Raw genomic sequence first — 17,199 nt, forward strand, 5'->3', positions numbered from 1 at the left:
GGCGGCCCCAATGCCTAATGTATCGTAAATGGTAGATGAGCCTTGACCGCCTCCTTTGTTATACATCTTCGTGGTTATATCCGACGCGTCATCACTTCGCCTTGGGTGCCGATGACGATGGCGTCACTCCGCCCGCCCGGAGGATCGACTTGGCGACATCCTGGTAGTCGCCATCGAAGTGATGGCCGCCATCCATGCGGATCGTCTCGGCATGCGCCAGTTCCGGCGCGGTGCAGCCGGTGTCGTCCTCCTCTTCACCGTAGATGCACTGCAGTGTCACGGGAGCCATCTTCCCGACCTCTGGAAGTGTCTCCACCGCGTCCGCCGAGTCGACACCCAGCCAGCCGCCGATCCTCACCTCGAAATCGGCCTTCGTCGCGAACCCCAGAAGGGAAACGAGTTTGACGCGGGAAAGGCTCCCGGCCGATAGGCGGTTGACGGCGAAGGGCATGATGTCCGCTCCAAAAGAGTAGCCGAGCAGCAGCACCTTCGGGCGGCTCCATTTTTTGGCGTAGTGGGAGATCATCTGATCCAAGTCGCGGGCGATGTCCTCGGGTTTCCGCTCCCGCCAGAAATAGCGCAGCGAGTCGACGCCGACGACGGGCACGCCGGACCGGGCGATCTCCTCACCGATCTGGCGGTCGATGTCGCGCCATCCGCCGTCGCCGGAATAGAAGATGGCGAGCGTGTCGCCGCCCTTGACCTGATCATCGCCCAGGATCTCGACCACCGGTATGTCGGGCATGCCGGACCGCGCGGCGTCGGCGGCGATGCCGTCGAGTGTGGCGGTCACCGTCGCGGGTGAACCATCGGCCAAGGGCTCGGCACCGGCCGTTCCGTCCATGACGGCGCTGGCGGCGTGGGCGGAGCACCCAGCGCGGATGGTCGCGAACCACGGCGTCGCCAGGCGGGGTGCCGGTCCGAAGGCGTGGGTGCCGGTGGCGTCGGCGGGCGGTGATGCCGAGGGCGCGTCGGGGCAGAAGGGCCGGGGCGCCAGATAGACAGGGCAGAAGTCGAGCCCCACGCCGGCGGCGAAGGTCGTTGGCAGCGACTCCGTCACCGACGCGTAGGCGACGGCGGCTCCCGCTCCCACTCCCAGGATGACCGGCGGGCGGTACTGGTCGAAGGGCGCGGTCTTCTGGACTTGGTGGCTGACCTCCTCCAGGTCGTTGACCGGGAAGGAGCAGGTGTCGTCCGTCTTGTCCATGCCGGCCTGGAACGCCTTCATGTCGATGCCCAGGACGATCCGGCCCGACGCCGCGACGGCGCGCGCCAAACCATCGGAACGGGCGTCCCAGCCCGCGGCGTCGGATACCAGCAGGACGACGTCGGAAGGCTTGGCGGGAGGATCGAAGCGCCGTACCTCTCCCAACCGTCCGGTATCCGCCGTCATCATGACGGGAGCGTCGGCCGCCAGCGTGATCGAGGCGTCGGCCGAGAGGGCCAGCAGGACGCCGAGCGCCAGTTTGCCGATCCTGTTCACTTCGCCAGCACTCCCCGCACGCCGCCGGAGATCAGCGTGGTGGCATCGGTCAACACACGGGCGGAGCCGATGCCGCCGGGGCAGGCGAGATAGCGCGGTTCCCACTCCGGCGAGAACTTCTGCTTGTACTGGCGTAGACCGCGGAAATTGTAGAAGTTCTCGCCGCGGCGGAAGATCAGCGCGCCGATGCGGTTCCACAATGGCGCCAGCGACCGCGCCTCCATTCCGGAGAGGGGCGCCATGCCCAGGCTGAAGCTGGCAAAACCCTTGTCCTTGGCCCACAGCAACAGCTTGGTGAACAGGTAGTCCATGGTGAAGGGCGACAGGTCCGGCAGGTACCGCATCAGGTCGATGCTGGCGAGGCCGCCGGGCGCTCCCTGCCAGATGTTGGCGAAGGCGATGATCCGGCCCTTGAGCCGAACCACGGCGATGTCGAACTCGCGGAGATAGCCAGGATCGAAGTAGCCGACCGAAAAACGCTTCTCGCTGGCGTGCTTCTGGGTCAGCCAGACGTTGGAGATCGCCTCCAGATCGTCCATCATGGCCGGAACCTCCGTCTTCGGAACGACCGCGAACGACAGGCCGTCGCGTTCGGCCCGGCGCGTGACGTAGCGCAGATCCTTGTTCGCCGGACCTTCCAGGCTGAAGGATGGCAGATCGACCCGCGCCTCCTCGCCCAGCTTCAGCAGGGACATGCCGACATCCAGGTAATGCGGCAAGGCGTCGGCGGAGACTTGGTAGAAGGCGGCCCGGCCGCCCCGCCGGTCGACCATTTCGCGAAAGCGCCAGACAAGCTCCGCCTGTTGTTCGGGTGTGCCGACCGGATCACCCATGGCGACCCAGGAGTTGCCGCGCACGCCATACATCAGGAAGGCGGTGCCGGTATCGTCGAACAGGAAGGACTTGTCACCCAGCAGGGCGATCGCGGCGTCGGAGCGTCGTTCGCCGGCCAGGATTCGCCGCACCTTCGCCAAGTCCTCGGGAGTGGAGGCATGGGAGCGGGGTGGCGACGCCCGGAGCAATTGCGCCAGGCAGACGGCGGCGATGACGAGCACGACGATGAACCCGGCGCGCAAGCTGCGCGGTGCGTCATCGAGCACCGCGAACTGCCACCACAGGCTGTTGGCGTATTCGACATGGCGGAACGAGAACAGGGTCAGCCAGATCGAGCTGGCGACGGCGCCGACCAAGGTCAGCATCCATCCGGGAGTGAAACGAATGTCGGTCAGGGTGGCGCGGCGGTGGAATTCGGCGCGGCAGGGCAGCAGGATCGCCAGGAAGACCGCCAGGATGATGGCCTCCTCGTAGTCGAGGCCTTTCGCCAGCGACAGCACGATGCCGGCGGCCAGCATGCAGACCGACAGAAGCCAGGCGGCGTCCAACCGGCGCATCAGCCCCCGCGCCAGGATCAGCAGGCCGAGGCCGACCATGCTGCCCAGGATGTGCGACGCCTCGACCACTGACAGCGGCATCAGATCGGTGACCAGCAACAGGCGGTCCTGCACGCCGGGAGTCGCTCCCGACATGAGCAGGACGACACCGCCGATGAAGACCATGGCGGCGCCAGCCGAGGGAACCAACCGGGGTGTCCAGCCGCCGACCCGGCGCAGCGTGCGGGCGGCCGAGAGGCGATGCTCGACCACCTCGCGCCCGGCCAGCATGACTCCGGCCAAGACCAAGGGCAGCAGGTAGTAGATCGCGCGGAACGCGATCAGCGCGCCGAGCACGCCGCCTGCCGAGGCCGCGTGTTCTCCCCGCGACAAGCCGAGCAGGATCAGGGTTTCGAAGACGCCGAGACCACCGGGCACATGGCTGACCAGCCCAACCACCAGCGCCGCGCTGTAGATCGCCAGCAACGCTGGAAAGGATATGGACAGTTCAGGCGGCAGCAGGATGTAGAGCACCGTCCCGGCCAGCACGATATCCACCGAGGCGATCAGGATCTGGGCCAAGACGATTCCGGGCGACGGCAAAGCGATCAGGAAACGTCCGATCCGGATCGGACGGCGGGCGAACGCGGCGCCGAACACGGCGGCGGGTAGCGGCAGGATCAGGATGGCGGCGAGGAGCCTGATCACCGCTGACGGGACGCCCATCATGGCGGCGGTCGCGCCGGGAGCGACGATGAGACCGACCGCGCCCACGGCGCAAAGGCCAAGCCCGAACGTGAGACCACAGAAAGCCACCACGCAGGCGATGGCGCCCGTCCCCAGCCCGGCCGCCGAATAGATCCGGTACCGGATCGAACCGCCGCTCAGCATCGAGAACCCGACGCTGTTGCTGACGGCGTAGGCGGTGAATGACGCCAGCGCCACGGTCGGCCAGGGCAAGTCGGCGCCGACATAGCGGATCGCGGTGTGGTCGTAGCCCGTCAATGCCACGTAGCTGAGCGCGGTCAGGAAAACCGCTGCCGCCAGGGTGGAGGCGGGCAGGGCGGTGACATGCGCCGCCACATCGGCGTAATCGAAGGAATGGGCGAGATGGTGGAGCGCGAACAGCGCCAGCGTGAACATCACGGCGCCTGACAGGAGCCCGGCCTGCTCGCGCGCCCAAGCGAGGGCGGCTGGCCATCTCCGCGACGGTGGGTGCGTCGAGGACAGTTGGGTGGGCTCGGTCTCGGATGGAGCGTCCTGCCGGAGCGTGGCGGAGATGGCGGTCATTGCGTTACCGGATGGGTCATCGACGGCCGTGGTTATGGACCGGTCAACCTTGCGGCTCCATTGAGGCTCGATGAATCCGATGTAATGTTCCGTCCACGGGCACCGGTGGCCGCGGGGCCGGAAGCCGACTGGCCGGAAGCCAGTGGCGAGATCAACTGGGCACGGCGTAAAAAGAATGGGGGAGGAGCGGACCCGCGGATCCGCTCCTCCCCCATCATTCTAATTCCACCGAACAACCGATCGCAACATGGCGCGGTCGAAGCGGCTGACCGCCATCAAGCCCGTGTCGGCGGCTGTACGTCGGGCGGCGGCTCGATGACCGGTGGGATCTCCGGCGCCGGATGCGGCTCGGCCGGGGGATCCACCTCGGGCGGAATTTCCGTCGGTGGAGTGCCGGGAGAGTCCGGATCGCCTCCCGGCGGTCCTGTCAGATCGAAACGTGTCATGATGAGTTCCCTGCTGTGTCCGGGCGCTTTCCCAACAACCGTTGGCGTTCGGAAAAGTCCCGGACAGCGGACCGGATCATCGGGGCCGCCTACCCGGCTTCAGGTGCTCGGTCCCGTTACTTGGCCTTGTCCTGCACGGCTTCGCCAGCGCGTTCGGTGTCGCGGCCGAAGCCCTCGATCGTGTTGCAGGCGCCAAGCAGCGTAACCAGCGCCAAGGCCCCGGCCGCCACCGTGAGCGTGCGAGCCTTACGGTTCGGACGGTTGAGCTTCATCATTTCAGTCTTCTCCAAAGTTGATCGCATTCGTCCTAAGGAACACGGCATCCGCGCGGATGTTCCATCAGGCGCCATGGCATTTTCACAGCTCATGCGGGTAACGCGATGGGAAGCGATGGCACGACGAAAGCGTGTGCCATCGCCGCAAACCCGCTATGTCCGCGCGAAACTTGACGGCGTGCCGGGAACTCCGCTTTCTGATCGCGCCCACGCGCACCGCAACGGCTGGAGAGAACACCATAACGACGCCACAGCGGGATACCGGCAACACCCGGTCCACCCTTCGCCATCACCTCGTCGAATTGCTCAGGCTGGCGCTGCCCGTGATCGTCGCGCGCGCCGGACTGATGGTCATGTCCGCCGTCGATATCCTGATCGTTGGCCGGCACAGCTCGCGTGAGCTGGCGTATCTCGGCCTCGGCACCTTGCCGGCGCAGATGCTGGTCACGACCGGGATCGGTTTGCTGCTCGGTACCCTGATCATGACATCGCAAGCGGTGGGAGCCGGCCGCCTGGAGGACTGCGGCGTCATCTGGCGCCGTTCGTTGCCTTACGCCGTGCTGTTGGGACTGGCCGCGACGGTCCTGAGCCTGCTGAGCGAACCCTTCTTCCAGTTGACGGGACAGGATCCGGACGTGGCGCGGGGCGGTGCGGGCGTGGCGATCGTGCTGGCCGTCGGCATCCCCGCCGCCATGCTCTACACGACAACGGCCTTCTTCCTGGAGGGCTTGAAACGTCCGGTACCCGGCATGGTCGCGATGATCATCGCCAATCTCCTGAACGTACCGCTGAACGTCGTCCTCGTCTGGGGTGCCTGGGGCATCCCGGCCATGGGGGCGGAGGGGTCCGCCTGGGCCACCACGACGGTGCGCTGGCTGCTGGCGCTGTCCCTGATGGCCTATGTCTGGCACCTGCGCGACCGTGAAACGTTCGGCGTCCGCCGTGCCATGCGGGGATGGTGGAATGGCGCCGAGCGCCAGAGGCGCCTGGGCTACGCGGCGGGAATCAGCCTCACGCTGGAAAGCAGCGCCTTCTCGATCCTGGGCCTGTTCGCGGGCATGGTCGGTCCCCTCGACCTCGGCGCCTACACGATCGTGCTCAACCTGATCGCCCTGTCCTTCATGACGGCGGTCGGTCTGGCGACCGCGACGGGGGTGCGGGTCGGCGTCGCCTATGGCAGGCGCGACCGGCGCGAGATCATGGTCGCGGGTTGGATGGGCTTGGGCGTCACCACCGCCTTGCTGGCCGCCATCGCCGTGCTGTTCGCCCTGATGCCGAAGAGCATCGGCGGGTTGTTCACGTCGGACGCCAACCTTCTGGCGATCACCGTCCCGCTGATCGCCTACAGCGCCTTCATCCTGATCGCGGATGGCGGCCAGGTCGTGATGGCGAGCGCGCTGCGGGGGCAGAGCGACGCCTGGGTCCCGACCGTGCTGCATTTCATCTCCTACTACGGCGTGATGATCCCGGTCGGGGGGGTGCTGGCACTTTGGGCCGACCGGGGTGTCGGAGGTTTGCTCGAAGGCATCCTGATCGCCAGCGTCGTGTCGGTCGCGGTGCTGTCCACCCGCTTCCACCTGCTGTCGCGGGCTTGATGTCCACGGGGCTGCCCTTATGATGCCCAAGGTGATGCCGGTATAGGCGAAAGGCCGTTCCCGCGGTAAGGTCGATCACCGGCCGCACGATGCGTCCGGCACGGCCTGCCTCGTTGTTAGCATCTGCGAAAGCTGGTACACCGACCTTATATATGACGGGTGTGCCGTTCGCCGGATCGCTTCACCAGATCAAGTCCGGCGGTCCAGGCCGCAGTCGTCGTTTAACCTGAAACCGAGAACGATTTTTGACCGCCAACCTGACTCCTCCGCCTTCCGATATCTCGCCGGTCACCATCGAAGAGGAGATGCGGCGCAGCTACCTCGATTACGCCATGAGCGTGATCGTCAGCCGCGCCCTGCCCGACGTGCGCGATGGTTTGAAGCCGGTCCATCGCCGCATCCTGTTCGCGATGAAGGAAGGCGGCTACGACAGCAACAAGGCCTACAAGAAGTCCGCGCGCATCGTCGGCGACGTGATGGGTAAGTACCACCCGCACGGCGACAGCGCGATCTACGACGCCATGGTCCGCATGGCGCAGGATTTCTCGATGCGCCTACCCCTGATCGACGGCCAGGGAAACTTCGGCTCGATGGACGGCGATCCGCCGGCCGCCATGCGCTACACCGAGGCGAGGCTGGCAAAGGCGGCCGAGAGCCTGCTGGACGACATCGACAAGGACACGGTCGACTTCCACCCGAACTACGACGAATCGTCGGCCGAACCCGACGTCCTGCCCGCGCGCTTCCCCAACCTGCTGGTCAACGGCGCCGGTGGCATCGCGGTCGGCATGGCGACCAACATCCCGCCGCATAACCTGGGCGAGGTGATCGACGCCTGCTGCGCCTATATCGACGACAACGACATCACCATCGAGGAGTTGATGGAGCACGTGCCGGGACCGGATTTTCCGACCGGCGCGCAGGTGATGGGCCGGGCCGGCATACGGGCGGCCTACCACACCGGCCGCGGCTCGATCGTGATGCGCGGCAAGACCGAGATCGAGGAGATCCGGAAGGACCGCTGGGCGATCATCATCAACGAGGTGCCTTATCAGGTCAACAAGGCCCGTATGATGGAGCGGATCGCCGAGGTGGTCCACGACAAGACCATCGAGGGCATTTCGGACCTGCGCGACGAATCGGACCGTGATGGCGTGCGGGTCGTGATCGAGTTGAAGCGGGACGCCGTCGCCGACGTCGTGCTCAACCAACTCTACCGATACACGCCGCTCCAGACATCCTTCGGCGTCAACGCGCTGGCGCTGAACGCAGGCCGCCCGGTGACGATGACGTTGAAGGACATCATCGTCGCCTTCGTGGCGTTCCGCGAGCAGGTGATCACGCGGCGGACCGAGTTCGAGCTGGGCAAGGCGCGCGAGAAGGCCCACACCCTGGTCGGCTTGGCGATCGCGGTCGCCAATTTGGACGAGATGATCGCGCTGATCCGGCGGGCTCCCGACGCCGCCGTCGCCCGCGAGCAGATGATGGCCCGCGAGTGGCCGGTCCAGGACGTCAAGCCGCTGATCGAGCTGATCGACGAACCGGGCCGGGGTGTCAGTCCGGAAGGCACCTACCGGCTGTCCGAGGCCCAGGCCCGGGCCATCCTGGAACTGCGCCTGAACCGCCTGACCGGGCTGGAACGGGACAAGATCGGCGCCGACCTGCGCGAGGTCACCGATCGGATCGCCTATTATCTCGAGATCCTGTCGTCCCGGGTCATGCTGCTGGAGATCCTGCGCACCGAATTGCTGGAGATGAAGGAACGGTTCGACACGCCCCGTCGCACGACGCTGATGGAGCTTGAGTTCGAATCGGACATCGAGGACCTGATCCAGCGCGAGGACATGGTCGTCACGGTCAGCCACTCCGGCTACATCAAGCGCGTTCCAGTCTCGACCTACCGGGCGCAAAAGCGTGGCGGCAAGGGCAGGTCTGGTATGAGCATGAAGGCGGAGGACACGGTCAACGACCTGTTCGTCGCCAATACCCACACGCCGATGCTGTTCTTCTCGTCGCGCGGCATGGTCTACAAGTTGAAGGTCTGGCGTCTGCCGCTGGGCACCCCGCAGGCTCGGGGCAAGGCGCTGATCAACCTGCTGCCGCTGGTCGACGGCGAGACGATCTCCACCGTCATGGCGATGCCGGAGGACGAGACGACCTGGGGCGACCTGTGCGTGTTCTTCGCCACCAGCAAGGGCAATGTCCGGCGCAACAAACTTTCCGACTTCACCAACATCCGCGCCAATGGCCTGATCGCGATGAAGCTGGAGGAGGAGGACGAACGCCTGATCGCCGTCCGCACCGGCACGGTCGACCAGGACGTGTTGCTGGTGACGCGCGGCGGCAAGTGCATCCGGTTCCCGGTCGACGACATCCGCATCTTCAGCGGCCGCACCTCGACCGGCGTCCGTGGCATCCGGCTGGCGGAGGGCGACGAGGTGATCGGCATGTCGATGCTGACCCATGCCGATGCCAGCCCCGAGGAGCGCGCGGCGTATCTCCGGCAGGCCAACGCCGAACGCCGGGCGGCCGGCGAGGACGCCACCAGCGACGAGGCACCCGATCCGGACGCCGAGATCTCATCCAATGTCGCGCTGTCTCCGGAACGATACGAGGAGCTGCGCGCCAAGGAGGAGTTCATCCTGACGGTGTCGGAACGTGGCTTCGGCAAGCGGACGTCATCGTACGAGTACCGGGTGGCTGGCCGGGGCGGGCAGGGCATCTGGAACATCGAGATGAATGAGCGAAACGGGCCGGTCGCGGCGACCTTCCCGGTGACGGATGACCATCAGATCATGCTGGTTACCGATGGTGGCCAGATGATCCGGATGCCGATCCATGACGTGCGGATCGCCGGCCGGAAGACGTTGGGCGTGACGCTGTTCCGGGTGGCGCCGGGCGAGCGGGTCGTGTCGGTTGCCTGGTTGATCGAGGAGGCCGACGCGGAAAGCGCCGTGGCGGCCATCGAGGGTGCCGGTGATGCCGTCGCGGGTGACACTGATGCGGTCGACGCGGAAGGCGGCGATGCCGCCGATATTGACGAGGTTGACGGGGGCGACGATGCGGCACCTGAGTGACAAGTGTCCTGACCAGAAGGGAAGTGGCGGCAGATGAGCGAACGGATCGGCGTCTATCCCGGGACATTCGACCCGGTGACCAACGGCCATATGGACATCATCCAGCGAGCCACCCGTGTGCTGGACCACCTGATCGTCGGTGTCGCCCGCAACGCCGGCAAAGGACCGCTGTTCTCGACCGAGGAGCGGGTCAGGATGGTCGAGGAGGACGTCGCGGCCCTGAAGCCGAATGGCACCCGGATCGAGGTCAAGCCATTCGATAGCCTGCTGATGCGGTTCGCGGTGGATATGAACGCCTCCATCATCATCCGCGGCCTGCGGGCGGTGTCCGACTTCGAGTACGAGTTTCAGATGGCGGGCATGAACGCCCGCCTAAATCCCAAGGTCGAGACCGTCTTCCTGATGGCGTCGGACAGGCATCAGTTCATCTCGTCCCGCTTCGTCAAGGAGATTGGCCGGCTGGGCGGTGACATCACGCATTTCGTGTCGCCCAGGGTCGCCGACCGCCTCGCCACCCGTTTCGCACAGGACGAGGACGACCAGACCAAGCACGTACAGACCCTTAAAGTCTGAGGGAACGGTTCGACCGTTCAGGGCGTCGCCCGAAGGTAAAAGCGGGTTGACCCGAGGCATGCCGAACCCTATGGTGCGCCCCGACCCTGAGAGCGCGTAGCTCAGCTGGTAGAGCAACTGACTTTTAATCAGTAGGTCCTGGGTTCGAACCCCAGCGCGCTCACCAAAAAGCCCCTGGAAAACAGTGTTTTCCAGGGGCTTTTGCTTATGCGGATTTAAGCTGCGTCAGCAGTTGGTCGACTGGCGTGGGCCATTTGGTGAAGCAGCGCAGCACCATTCCGTCGAGAACACGCTCCAAGGACATATCCGTCAGCAGTCCGCTGGCGATGACGCAGCGCTGGTACGTCTCGACCATGTGGCGGCCACACAGGTACATCTTCGCGCGCGAGGCCGCGAAGGGCCGGATGTGGCGGCCGGCGGGGGACAGGCAGAATTCCGCCATGGCGGTGGGCACACCGGGCCATTCGGGATCGAAGCAGTCATCCAGCACCAGGATGCCTTGGCTGGTCAGGAGCGGGGCGAAGTTGTTCAGGTCGTTCAGGACGGAGGGATGGTCGTGGACGGCATCCAGGTGAATGAAACGGACGCTACCGCGGCCGACCATCTCGGGTGGCTCGCCGCGCTGGCGGAGATCCTCCCGAACGAGGATCAGCTTGTCCGCCAAGCTGGGGCAAAGGTCGTCCAGGGTCGCCCGCACCTTGCGCGCCGGTACCTCGTGAAAGATGTCGAAGCCGTATAGCCGCTCATCCGCCCGCGCCAAGCGCCCCAAGGCGATCGCCGACTTCCCCTGGTAGACTCCCAGTTCGCACAAATCGCCACGCCAGCCGGCTTGCTTCTGGATGAAGTCGAATAGCCAGAACAACAGGATGTCGTGATTATAGAACCACCCCTCGATCCTGCCTTCGACACGGTGCTTGTAGAAGTCGAAAAGTTCGCTGATTTCCATGGCCGGCCCAACCGTCGCCCCGCGATAGCAACGCGGTCCCAGGGGCCAGCCTACGGGAAAACCGTAAATGAAAAGGGCGCCTTGGGAAGAAGTCCTCCCAAGGCGCCCACGGCTATGATGACTGGCCGCCTCGGCCAGCGCCAGTCTTGCTCAGTAGCGGCGGAGCAGGCCCACCAGGCGCCCCTGGACGCGCACGCGGTCGGCGCCGAAGATGCGGGTCTCGAAGGCGGGGTTGGCGGGCTCCAGCGCCACCGTCTGACCCTTGCGGCGCAGACGTTTCAGCGTCACCTCGTTCTCGTCGATCAAGGCGACCACGATCGTGCCGCTGTCCGCCGTCTCGCAGCGGTTGATGATGATGGTGTCGCCGTCCAGGATGCCGGCCTCGACCATGCTGTCTCCGGCGACCTCCAGGGCATAGTGGTCACCCGGGGGCAGCATCATCGCCGGGACGTTGATCATGGCGCTGTTGTCGCGCAACGCCTCGATCGGCGTGCCCGCCGCGATTTTGCCGTAGAGCGGCAACTGGATCGAATCCGCCTCGGTCGTGACCTCGCGGCCCTGAAGGGCGCCGGTGAAGTCGCCTTGGATGACGTTGGGCTGGAACTTGGGTCGCTCCGCCGCGCGCTGCTTCTGGCGGACCGCACCCGCTTCCGAGCCTTCGGGCAGGCGCAGGACCTCCAGAGCGCGGGCGCGGTGGGGTAGGCGGCGAATGAAGCCACGCTCCTCCAATCCGGTGATCAAGCGATGGATACCCGACTTCGACTTCAACCCCAGGGCATCCTTCATCTCGTCGAACGAGGGCGAAACCGCACCCTCGCCCAAGCGATCGTTGATGAAGAGTAGAAGCTCGTATTGTTTACGTGTCAGCATCCACGCCCCCTACGCGCTGGACCCGCAGGTCCGGAACAAAACAAAAACATTAATCCATGTTCTAGTTTGGTTCGCACTACGCGTCAAGCATCGACTTAATAAATTTAACCTCGTTTCACAGGTACTGTCCTCTAGAAACTCAAGACTCCGCCCCCAAGAGGAAGAATTTCGACACTGTCACCCGCCTCGGCAGGCGGCGCGAAGGGAGGGCGGACCACCAGACAGTCGGCGCGGGCGAGCACCGTCAGCAACGAACTATCCTGCGACTCGAAGGGTTTGGCGATCAGGTTTCCAGTGGCGTCGACGCTCAGGGTAGCCCTGAGATAGTCTTCGCGCTGATCATTCCTCTTCACGGATCTCCCCAGCAAGGCCTTGCGACGCGGTTCGGACCCGATCGCCATACCCATCAGGCGGCGCAGCGCCGGGATCAGGAAGAGGATGGCGCAGACTTGGCTGGAGACGGGATTGCCGGGCAGTCCCAGCACCGGGACATCGCCCAGCCGGCCGAACATCAGGGGTTTTCCGGGCCGCATGGCGATCTTGTAGAAGTCCAACTCCATGCCCCTGTCGCCTAGGACGTCCCGCACCAGATCGTACTCGCCCGCCGAGGCGCCGCCAGACGTCACCAGGATGTCGGCGCGCTCGCCACCCTTGATGAAGTGAAGCAGCGACTCCGCGGTGTCGCCGGCGACACCCAGGTTGATCGGGACGCCACCACAGGCGGCGACCAACCCGGCGATGGCGAAGGCGTTGGAGCTGACGATCTGGTCCGGTCCCAGGGGCTCGCCCGGCAGGATGATCTCGTCACCCGTCGCGAGGATGGCGACGCGTGGCCGCCGCCGCACCCGCAGCCAGGGCCAGTTCATCGCGGCGGCCAGTCCAATGTCGCGGGCGGTCAGCGGGCGCCCGGCTGGGATACCGACATCGCCCGCCTTGAAATCGATACCGGCCCGCCGCACGTGCCGGTCGGGCGGCACCGGGTGAAGAACGGTGACGGCGTCACCCTCCGACTCGGTGTCCTCCTGGATGACGACGGCGTCGGCTCCGTCCGGCAGCGGTGCGCCAGTGAAGATCCTCACGGTCTCGCCCGCACCGACCCGCCCCTTGAACGACTGGCCGGCCGGGACTTCGCCGATGCGGCGCAGCGTGGCTGGTACCGTGCCGACATCGGCCGCCCGCACGGCATAGCCATCCATCGCCGACATGGCGGCGGGCGGCTGGGTCAGGCGCGAGACGATATCCTCCGCCGTTACGCGGCCCAGCCCGTCGGCCAGTCCCACGACTTCGGCCGGCAGCGGCGAGAACGCGGATAGGATGCGCTCACGCGCTTCGGCGACCGGTATCATCCCGCACTTCCGGAGGAGCTGACGGCTGGAGCGATGCCGAAGTCGCCGCTCTTGCCGCCGGCCTTGTGGACCAGCCGGATCTCCCCAATCGTCATGCCCCGATCGACCGCCTTGCACATGTCATAGACGGTGAGAGCGGCGACCGACACGGCGGTCAGGGCCTCCATCTCGACGCCGGTGCGGCCCTTGAGCTTGCAGGTCGCGGTGATGTCGACGGCGTGGCGATCGGGATCGCAGGTCAGGTCGACCTTGACCGACGCGAGCGCCAGCGGATGGCACAAGGGGATCAGGTCCGGCGTGCGCTTGGCTCCCATGATGCCCGCCAGGCGAGCCACGGAAAGCACGTCTCCCTTCTTCATCCCACCCGACATGATCAACGCCAAAGTACTTGATTCCATTGCGATCGAGCCTGTGGCCGTCGCCGTGCGCTCGGTCTCGTCCTTGGCCGAGACATCGACCATGACTGCCCGGCCCTCGGCGTCGAAATGGGTGAAGCCGCCGCCGGTCATGCGGCTTCCCGACGCGCCAGCAGAGCGCGGGTCGCCGCCGTCACATCGGTCTGGCGCATCAGGCTCTCACCGACCAGGAAGCAGTGGGCGCCGACCTTGGCCATGCGCTCAAGATCCTCGGGACCGTACAGACCACTTTCGCTGACCAGGACGCGGTCGGTGGGAACGCGGCTGGCGAGTTCCTCCGTGACGGCCAAATCAACGGACAAAGTCTTTAGATTACGGTTGTTTACGCCGATCAGCTCACAGGGAAGTTGAAGCGCCCTGGTCAACTCCTCGCCGTTGTGGACCTCGACCAGCACATCCATCCCATAGCGGGCCGCGACATCGGCCAATTCCCGGGCCGTGCCGTCGTCCAGCGCCGCCATGATCAGCAGGATGCAGTCCGCCCCCAGAGCGCGGGCTTCAACCACCTGATAAGGATCAAGCATGAAGTCTTTGCGAAGACACGGTAAATCGCATGCCGCCCGGGCTTCGACCAGGAACGAATCCTGCCCCTGGAAATAGGGGATGTCGGTCAGGATCGACAGGCAGGCCGCACCGCCGGCTTGGTAGGCCCTCGCAAGTTCGGAGGGGTTGAAATCCTGGCGAATCAAACCTTTGCTGGGCGAAGCTCGCTTGATTTCCGCGATCAGGCCATGCCTCCCGGCATCGACCTCGCGGCGCAGTGCCGCCTTGAAGCCGCGGGGTGGCGAGGCCTTCAGGGCCGCGCGGTCGATCTCCGCGAAGCTGCGCTCGGCACGCTTGGCCGCGATGTGGGCGCGCTTGTCGTCACAGATGCGGGTGAGCACGTCGCTCATGCCGGGGCTCCGCTGTTGGTGATGGCGATCAGGCGGTCGAGCACGCTTCGGGCTCCGCCGCTGTCCAGGGCCGCGCGGGCGAGTGCCACGGCTTGCGTGAGATCCGGAGCCTTGTCCGCCACCAGCAACGCCGCCGCGCTGTTCAGCAGCACGATGTCGCGATAGGCGCCCCGGGCGCCGGCGAGCACCGCCGTCAACGCCTCGGCATTGGTTGTGGCGTCGCCGCCCTTGAGGTCGGCGGGGTTGGACAGGAGCAGGCCAACCTGGGCCGGCTCAATTTCGAACCGGGTCACCGCGCCGTTCCTCAGCTGCGCCACGTGCGAGGCGCCTGTCGTGGTCAACTCGTCCAGCCCGTCGGATCCATGGACAACCCAGGCGGTCTCGGAGCCGAGCCGGGCGAGGACATGGGCGACTGGCTCCAGCCATTCCTTGGCGAAGACTCCCAGAAGCTGCCGCTTGGCGCCAGCCGGGTTGGACAGCGGCCCCATCAGGTTGAATATGGTACGGGTTCCCAATTCGACCCGCGTTCCCGCGACGTTCCGCATCGCCGTGTGGTGACGGGGCGCCATCAGGAAGCAGATGCCAATCTCGTCCAGCGCCCGCTGGACCAGGGCCATGTCGCACTCGATATCGACGCCCAGGGCCGTCAGCACGTCGGCGGCTCCGGACTTGCTGGAGGCCGCGCGGTTGCCGTGCTTGGCGACGGGCACGCCGCAGGCCGCCACCACGAACGCGGTCGCGGTCGAGATGTTGTAGGTGCCAGAGGCGTCGCCGCCGGTGCCGCAGGTGTCGATCGTGCCTGGGGGCGCCTTGATCGGAACCGCCTTGGCCCGCATGGTCCGTGCGGCACCGGTGATCTCCTCGACCGTCTCGCCGCGCACCCGCAGGGCCATCAGGAATCCGCCCATCTGGGCGGGCGTGGCGTTGCCCGACATGATGATGTCGAAGGCGAGTTCGGCCTCGGCCTCGTTCAGACGCCGGCCGGCGGCGACACCCGCCAGCAGGGCCTTCATATCCGACATGTCGGCTTTCATGCGGCGTGCCCCATCCGGTCGACCGGGCCCGTCATCCGGACGAAGTTGGCCAACAGATCGTGCCCATGCTCCGAAGCGATGCTTTCCGGATGGAATTGCACGCCATGAATTGGCAACTCACGGTGCGCCAGCCCCATGATCAGGCCATCCTCGCTCTCCGCCGTCACTTGGAGGCAGTCGGGCAGGGTCTCACGCTCGACGATCAGGGAGTGGTAGCGGGTGGCCGGGAAAGGCGAGGGCAGCCCCGCAAGGACGCTCTCGCCGGAATGGGTCATCATGCTGATCTTGCCGTGCATCGGCACCGGCGCCCTGATGACGCGCCCGCCGAAAGCCTGCCCGATCGCCTGATGGCCCAGGCAGACACCCAGCAGGGGCAGGTGCCGCTCGGCGGCCGCCGCGATCATGTCCAGGCAGATGCCGGCCTTGTCGGGATCACACGGGCCGGGCGAGAGGACGATGCCGTCGGGACGCAGGTCCAGCGCCTGCGCCACCGTCAGTGCGTCATTCCGTTTCACCACCATCTCGGCGCCCAATTCCCCGAGGAAATGGACGAGGTTGTAGGTGAAACTGTCGTAGTTGTCGATCAGCAGCAGCATGCGGGTGTCCGCGGCAAACAAATGGGAAACAGCGAACCCACACCCTACTAGGCGCGGGGGCGGATTTCCAGCGCGCCGCTTGGCCGCCCGCTGGTTTAAAGCGGTGCCGAGGCTTGACCTTCCCAGCGCTGGAAGCCCCATATCCGCTAATGGGTCAAAGTTGGGTAATGATCCGTTAATGATCAGAACCGATCGTTACGGACCAGCGTGACTGGCCGGGAGGTCGCCGATCGGTTGGCCGATTGTTTTGACGTCGGAAGCGAGGAACACGGTTCATGAACATCGGAACAGCTTCGAAGCGGTCGGGAGTGACGGCCAAGACGATCCGCTATTACGAAAGCATCGGACTGATCTCGTCGGCCGGTCGTGGCGCCAATGGCTATCGGGTGTACACGGACGAGGAGGTCGAAACCTTGCGATTCGTCTCCCACGCCCGCTCGTTGGGCTTCTCCGTCCGCGACGTCGGCAGCCTGCTGGCGTTATGGCGCGACCGCGGCCGGGCCAGTTCCGACGTCAAGGCGCTGGCCCGCGGCCACATCGAGGAGATCGACGCCAAGATCGCCGAATTGCGGAGCATCCGCGAAACCCTGCTCACGCTGGTCGAGCGTTGCCACGGTGACGATCGGCCGGAGTGTCCCATCCTCGAATCACTGGCGACCTCGTCGTCAGCGGAGCGGCACGCCTGACATCATGCCAAGTCCCATATCCAAAACGTCCAAGCCGCGCGGTGGCCGCCGGTCCAAATCCTCGACCGCCGTGCCGCGAAGACTCACGGCGCTACCCAGGTGGGGAATGGGCAAGCTGAGGAGCATCCGGAAGCGCGCGCGCCCGGCGACGGTCGCCGGTCTGGTGATCGCCGCGACCTTCGGCGCCGGCGCGCTGGTCGGCGTCCTGTACCAGCACGAGCGGGGGCGCTCCGACGGCGCTCCGGTCCAGGTCGCGGCACCGGCGCCGGCACGGCCGATGGTGCCGCCAGCCGTGCCGAGGAT

General features: G+C 65.9%; 16 protein-coding genes and 1 tRNA gene. 6 read left to right on the forward strand and 11 right to left on the reverse strand.

The window, feature by feature from the left end:
• Window positions 1–91 precede the first annotated feature (91 nt).
• From N825_RS30085 to N825_RS39310, 4 genes are all read right to left on the reverse strand, one after another.
• Complete coding sequence (locus tag N825_RS30085; protein WP_037459984.1) at window positions 92–1,483, reverse strand: virulence factor family protein; 1,392 nt, start codon at window positions 1,481–1,483, stop codon at window positions 92–94.
• Complete coding sequence (mprF, locus tag N825_RS30090; protein ID WP_051513584.1) at window positions 1,480–4,143, reverse strand: bifunctional lysylphosphatidylglycerol flippase/synthetase MprF; 2,664 nt, start codon at window positions 4,141–4,143, stop codon at window positions 1,480–1,482. Before mprF ends, N825_RS30085 begins: the two co-directional genes overlap by 4 nt.
• 275 nt (window positions 4,144–4,418) lie before the next feature.
• The gene (locus tag N825_RS39305) at window positions 4,419–4,589 is read right to left on the reverse strand and encodes a hypothetical protein (protein WP_157619638.1); all 171 of its coding nucleotides are present in this window, start codon (window positions 4,587–4,589) and stop codon (window positions 4,419–4,421) included.
• A gap of 116 nt (window positions 4,590–4,705) precedes the next feature.
• Window positions 4,706–4,864, reverse strand: coding sequence for an entericidin A/B family lipoprotein (locus tag N825_RS39310; protein ID WP_245613276.1), 159 nt, complete (start codon window positions 4,862–4,864; stop codon window positions 4,706–4,708).
• 155 nt (window positions 4,865–5,019) lie between these two features.
• Between N825_RS39310 and N825_RS30095 the strand changes: the two genes are divergently transcribed.
• From N825_RS30095 to N825_RS30110, 4 genes are all read left to right on the forward strand, one after another.
• Window positions 5,020–6,459, forward strand: coding sequence for an MATE family efflux transporter (locus N825_RS30095; protein WP_084165190.1), 1,440 nt, complete (start codon window positions 5,020–5,022; stop codon window positions 6,457–6,459).
• 305 nt (window positions 6,460–6,764) lie between these two features.
• Window positions 6,765–9,536 (forward strand): DNA gyrase subunit A, encoded by a 2,772-nt coding sequence (gene gyrA / locus N825_RS30100; protein ID WP_245613279.1) that lies wholly within the window; start codon window positions 6,765–6,767, stop codon window positions 9,534–9,536.
• Window positions 9,537–9,569: 33 nt separating this feature from the next.
• The gene (coaD, locus tag N825_RS30105; RefSeq protein WP_037459987.1) at window positions 9,570–10,109 is read left to right on the forward strand and encodes a pantetheine-phosphate adenylyltransferase; all 540 of its coding nucleotides are present in this window, start codon (window positions 9,570–9,572) and stop codon (window positions 10,107–10,109) included.
• A 90-nt stretch (window positions 10,110–10,199) separates the two neighbouring features.
• A tRNA-Lys gene (locus N825_RS30110) sits at window positions 10,200–10,275 on the forward strand.
• 39 nt (window positions 10,276–10,314) lie between these two features.
• Here N825_RS30110 and N825_RS30115 read toward each other — a convergent pair.
• The 7 genes from N825_RS30115 to N825_RS30145 form a co-directional block, all read right to left on the reverse strand.
• Window positions 10,315–11,055 (reverse strand): class I SAM-dependent methyltransferase, encoded by a 741-nt coding sequence (locus tag N825_RS30115; protein ID WP_037459990.1) that lies wholly within the window; start codon window positions 11,053–11,055, stop codon window positions 10,315–10,317.
• Between the two features lie 150 nt (window positions 11,056–11,205).
• Window positions 11,206–11,925 (reverse strand): transcriptional repressor LexA, encoded by a 720-nt coding sequence (lexA, locus tag N825_RS30120; protein WP_037459991.1) that lies wholly within the window; start codon window positions 11,923–11,925, stop codon window positions 11,206–11,208.
• 131 nt (window positions 11,926–12,056) lie between these two features.
• Window positions 12,057–13,271, reverse strand: coding sequence for a molybdopterin molybdotransferase MoeA (locus N825_RS30125; protein WP_037459993.1), 1,215 nt, complete (start codon window positions 13,269–13,271; stop codon window positions 12,057–12,059).
• Entirely contained in the window at window positions 13,268–13,780 is a 513-nt protein-coding gene (gene moaC / locus N825_RS30130; RefSeq protein ID WP_037459995.1) for a cyclic pyranopterin monophosphate synthase MoaC, read from the reverse strand. Before moaC ends, N825_RS30125 begins: the two co-directional genes overlap by 4 nt.
• Complete coding sequence (gene trpC, locus N825_RS30135; protein WP_037459997.1) at window positions 13,777–14,580, reverse strand: indole-3-glycerol phosphate synthase TrpC; 804 nt, start codon at window positions 14,578–14,580, stop codon at window positions 13,777–13,779. The genes moaC and trpC overlap by 4 nt, the downstream gene beginning before the upstream one ends.
• Entirely contained in the window at window positions 14,577–15,602 is a 1,026-nt protein-coding gene (gene trpD, locus N825_RS30140) for an anthranilate phosphoribosyltransferase (protein ID WP_245613277.1), read from the reverse strand. Before trpD ends, trpC begins: the two co-directional genes overlap by 4 nt.
• 8 nt (window positions 15,603–15,610) lie before the next feature.
• Complete coding sequence (locus N825_RS30145) at window positions 15,611–16,210, reverse strand: anthranilate synthase component II (protein WP_037460001.1); 600 nt, start codon at window positions 16,208–16,210, stop codon at window positions 15,611–15,613.
• Window positions 16,211–16,485: 275 nt separating this feature from the next.
• Between N825_RS30145 and cueR the strand changes: the two genes are divergently transcribed.
• Together cueR and N825_RS30155 are read left to right on the forward strand one after the other, a co-directional pair.
• On the forward strand, window positions 16,486–16,896 hold the full coding sequence (cueR, locus tag N825_RS30150) for a Cu(I)-responsive transcriptional regulator (protein WP_037460003.1): 411 nt from the start codon (window positions 16,486–16,488) through the stop codon (window positions 16,894–16,896).
• A gap of 106 nt (window positions 16,897–17,002) precedes the next feature.
• Window positions 17,003–17,199: hypothetical protein (locus tag N825_RS30155; protein ID WP_037460005.1), on the forward strand; the 197-nt coding region annotated here is incomplete at its 3' end.

Origin of the sequence: Skermanella stibiiresistens SB22 (assembly GCF_000576635.1) — a bacterium.
GTDB lineage: Bacteria > Pseudomonadota > Alphaproteobacteria > Azospirillales > Azospirillaceae > Skermanella > Skermanella stibiiresistens.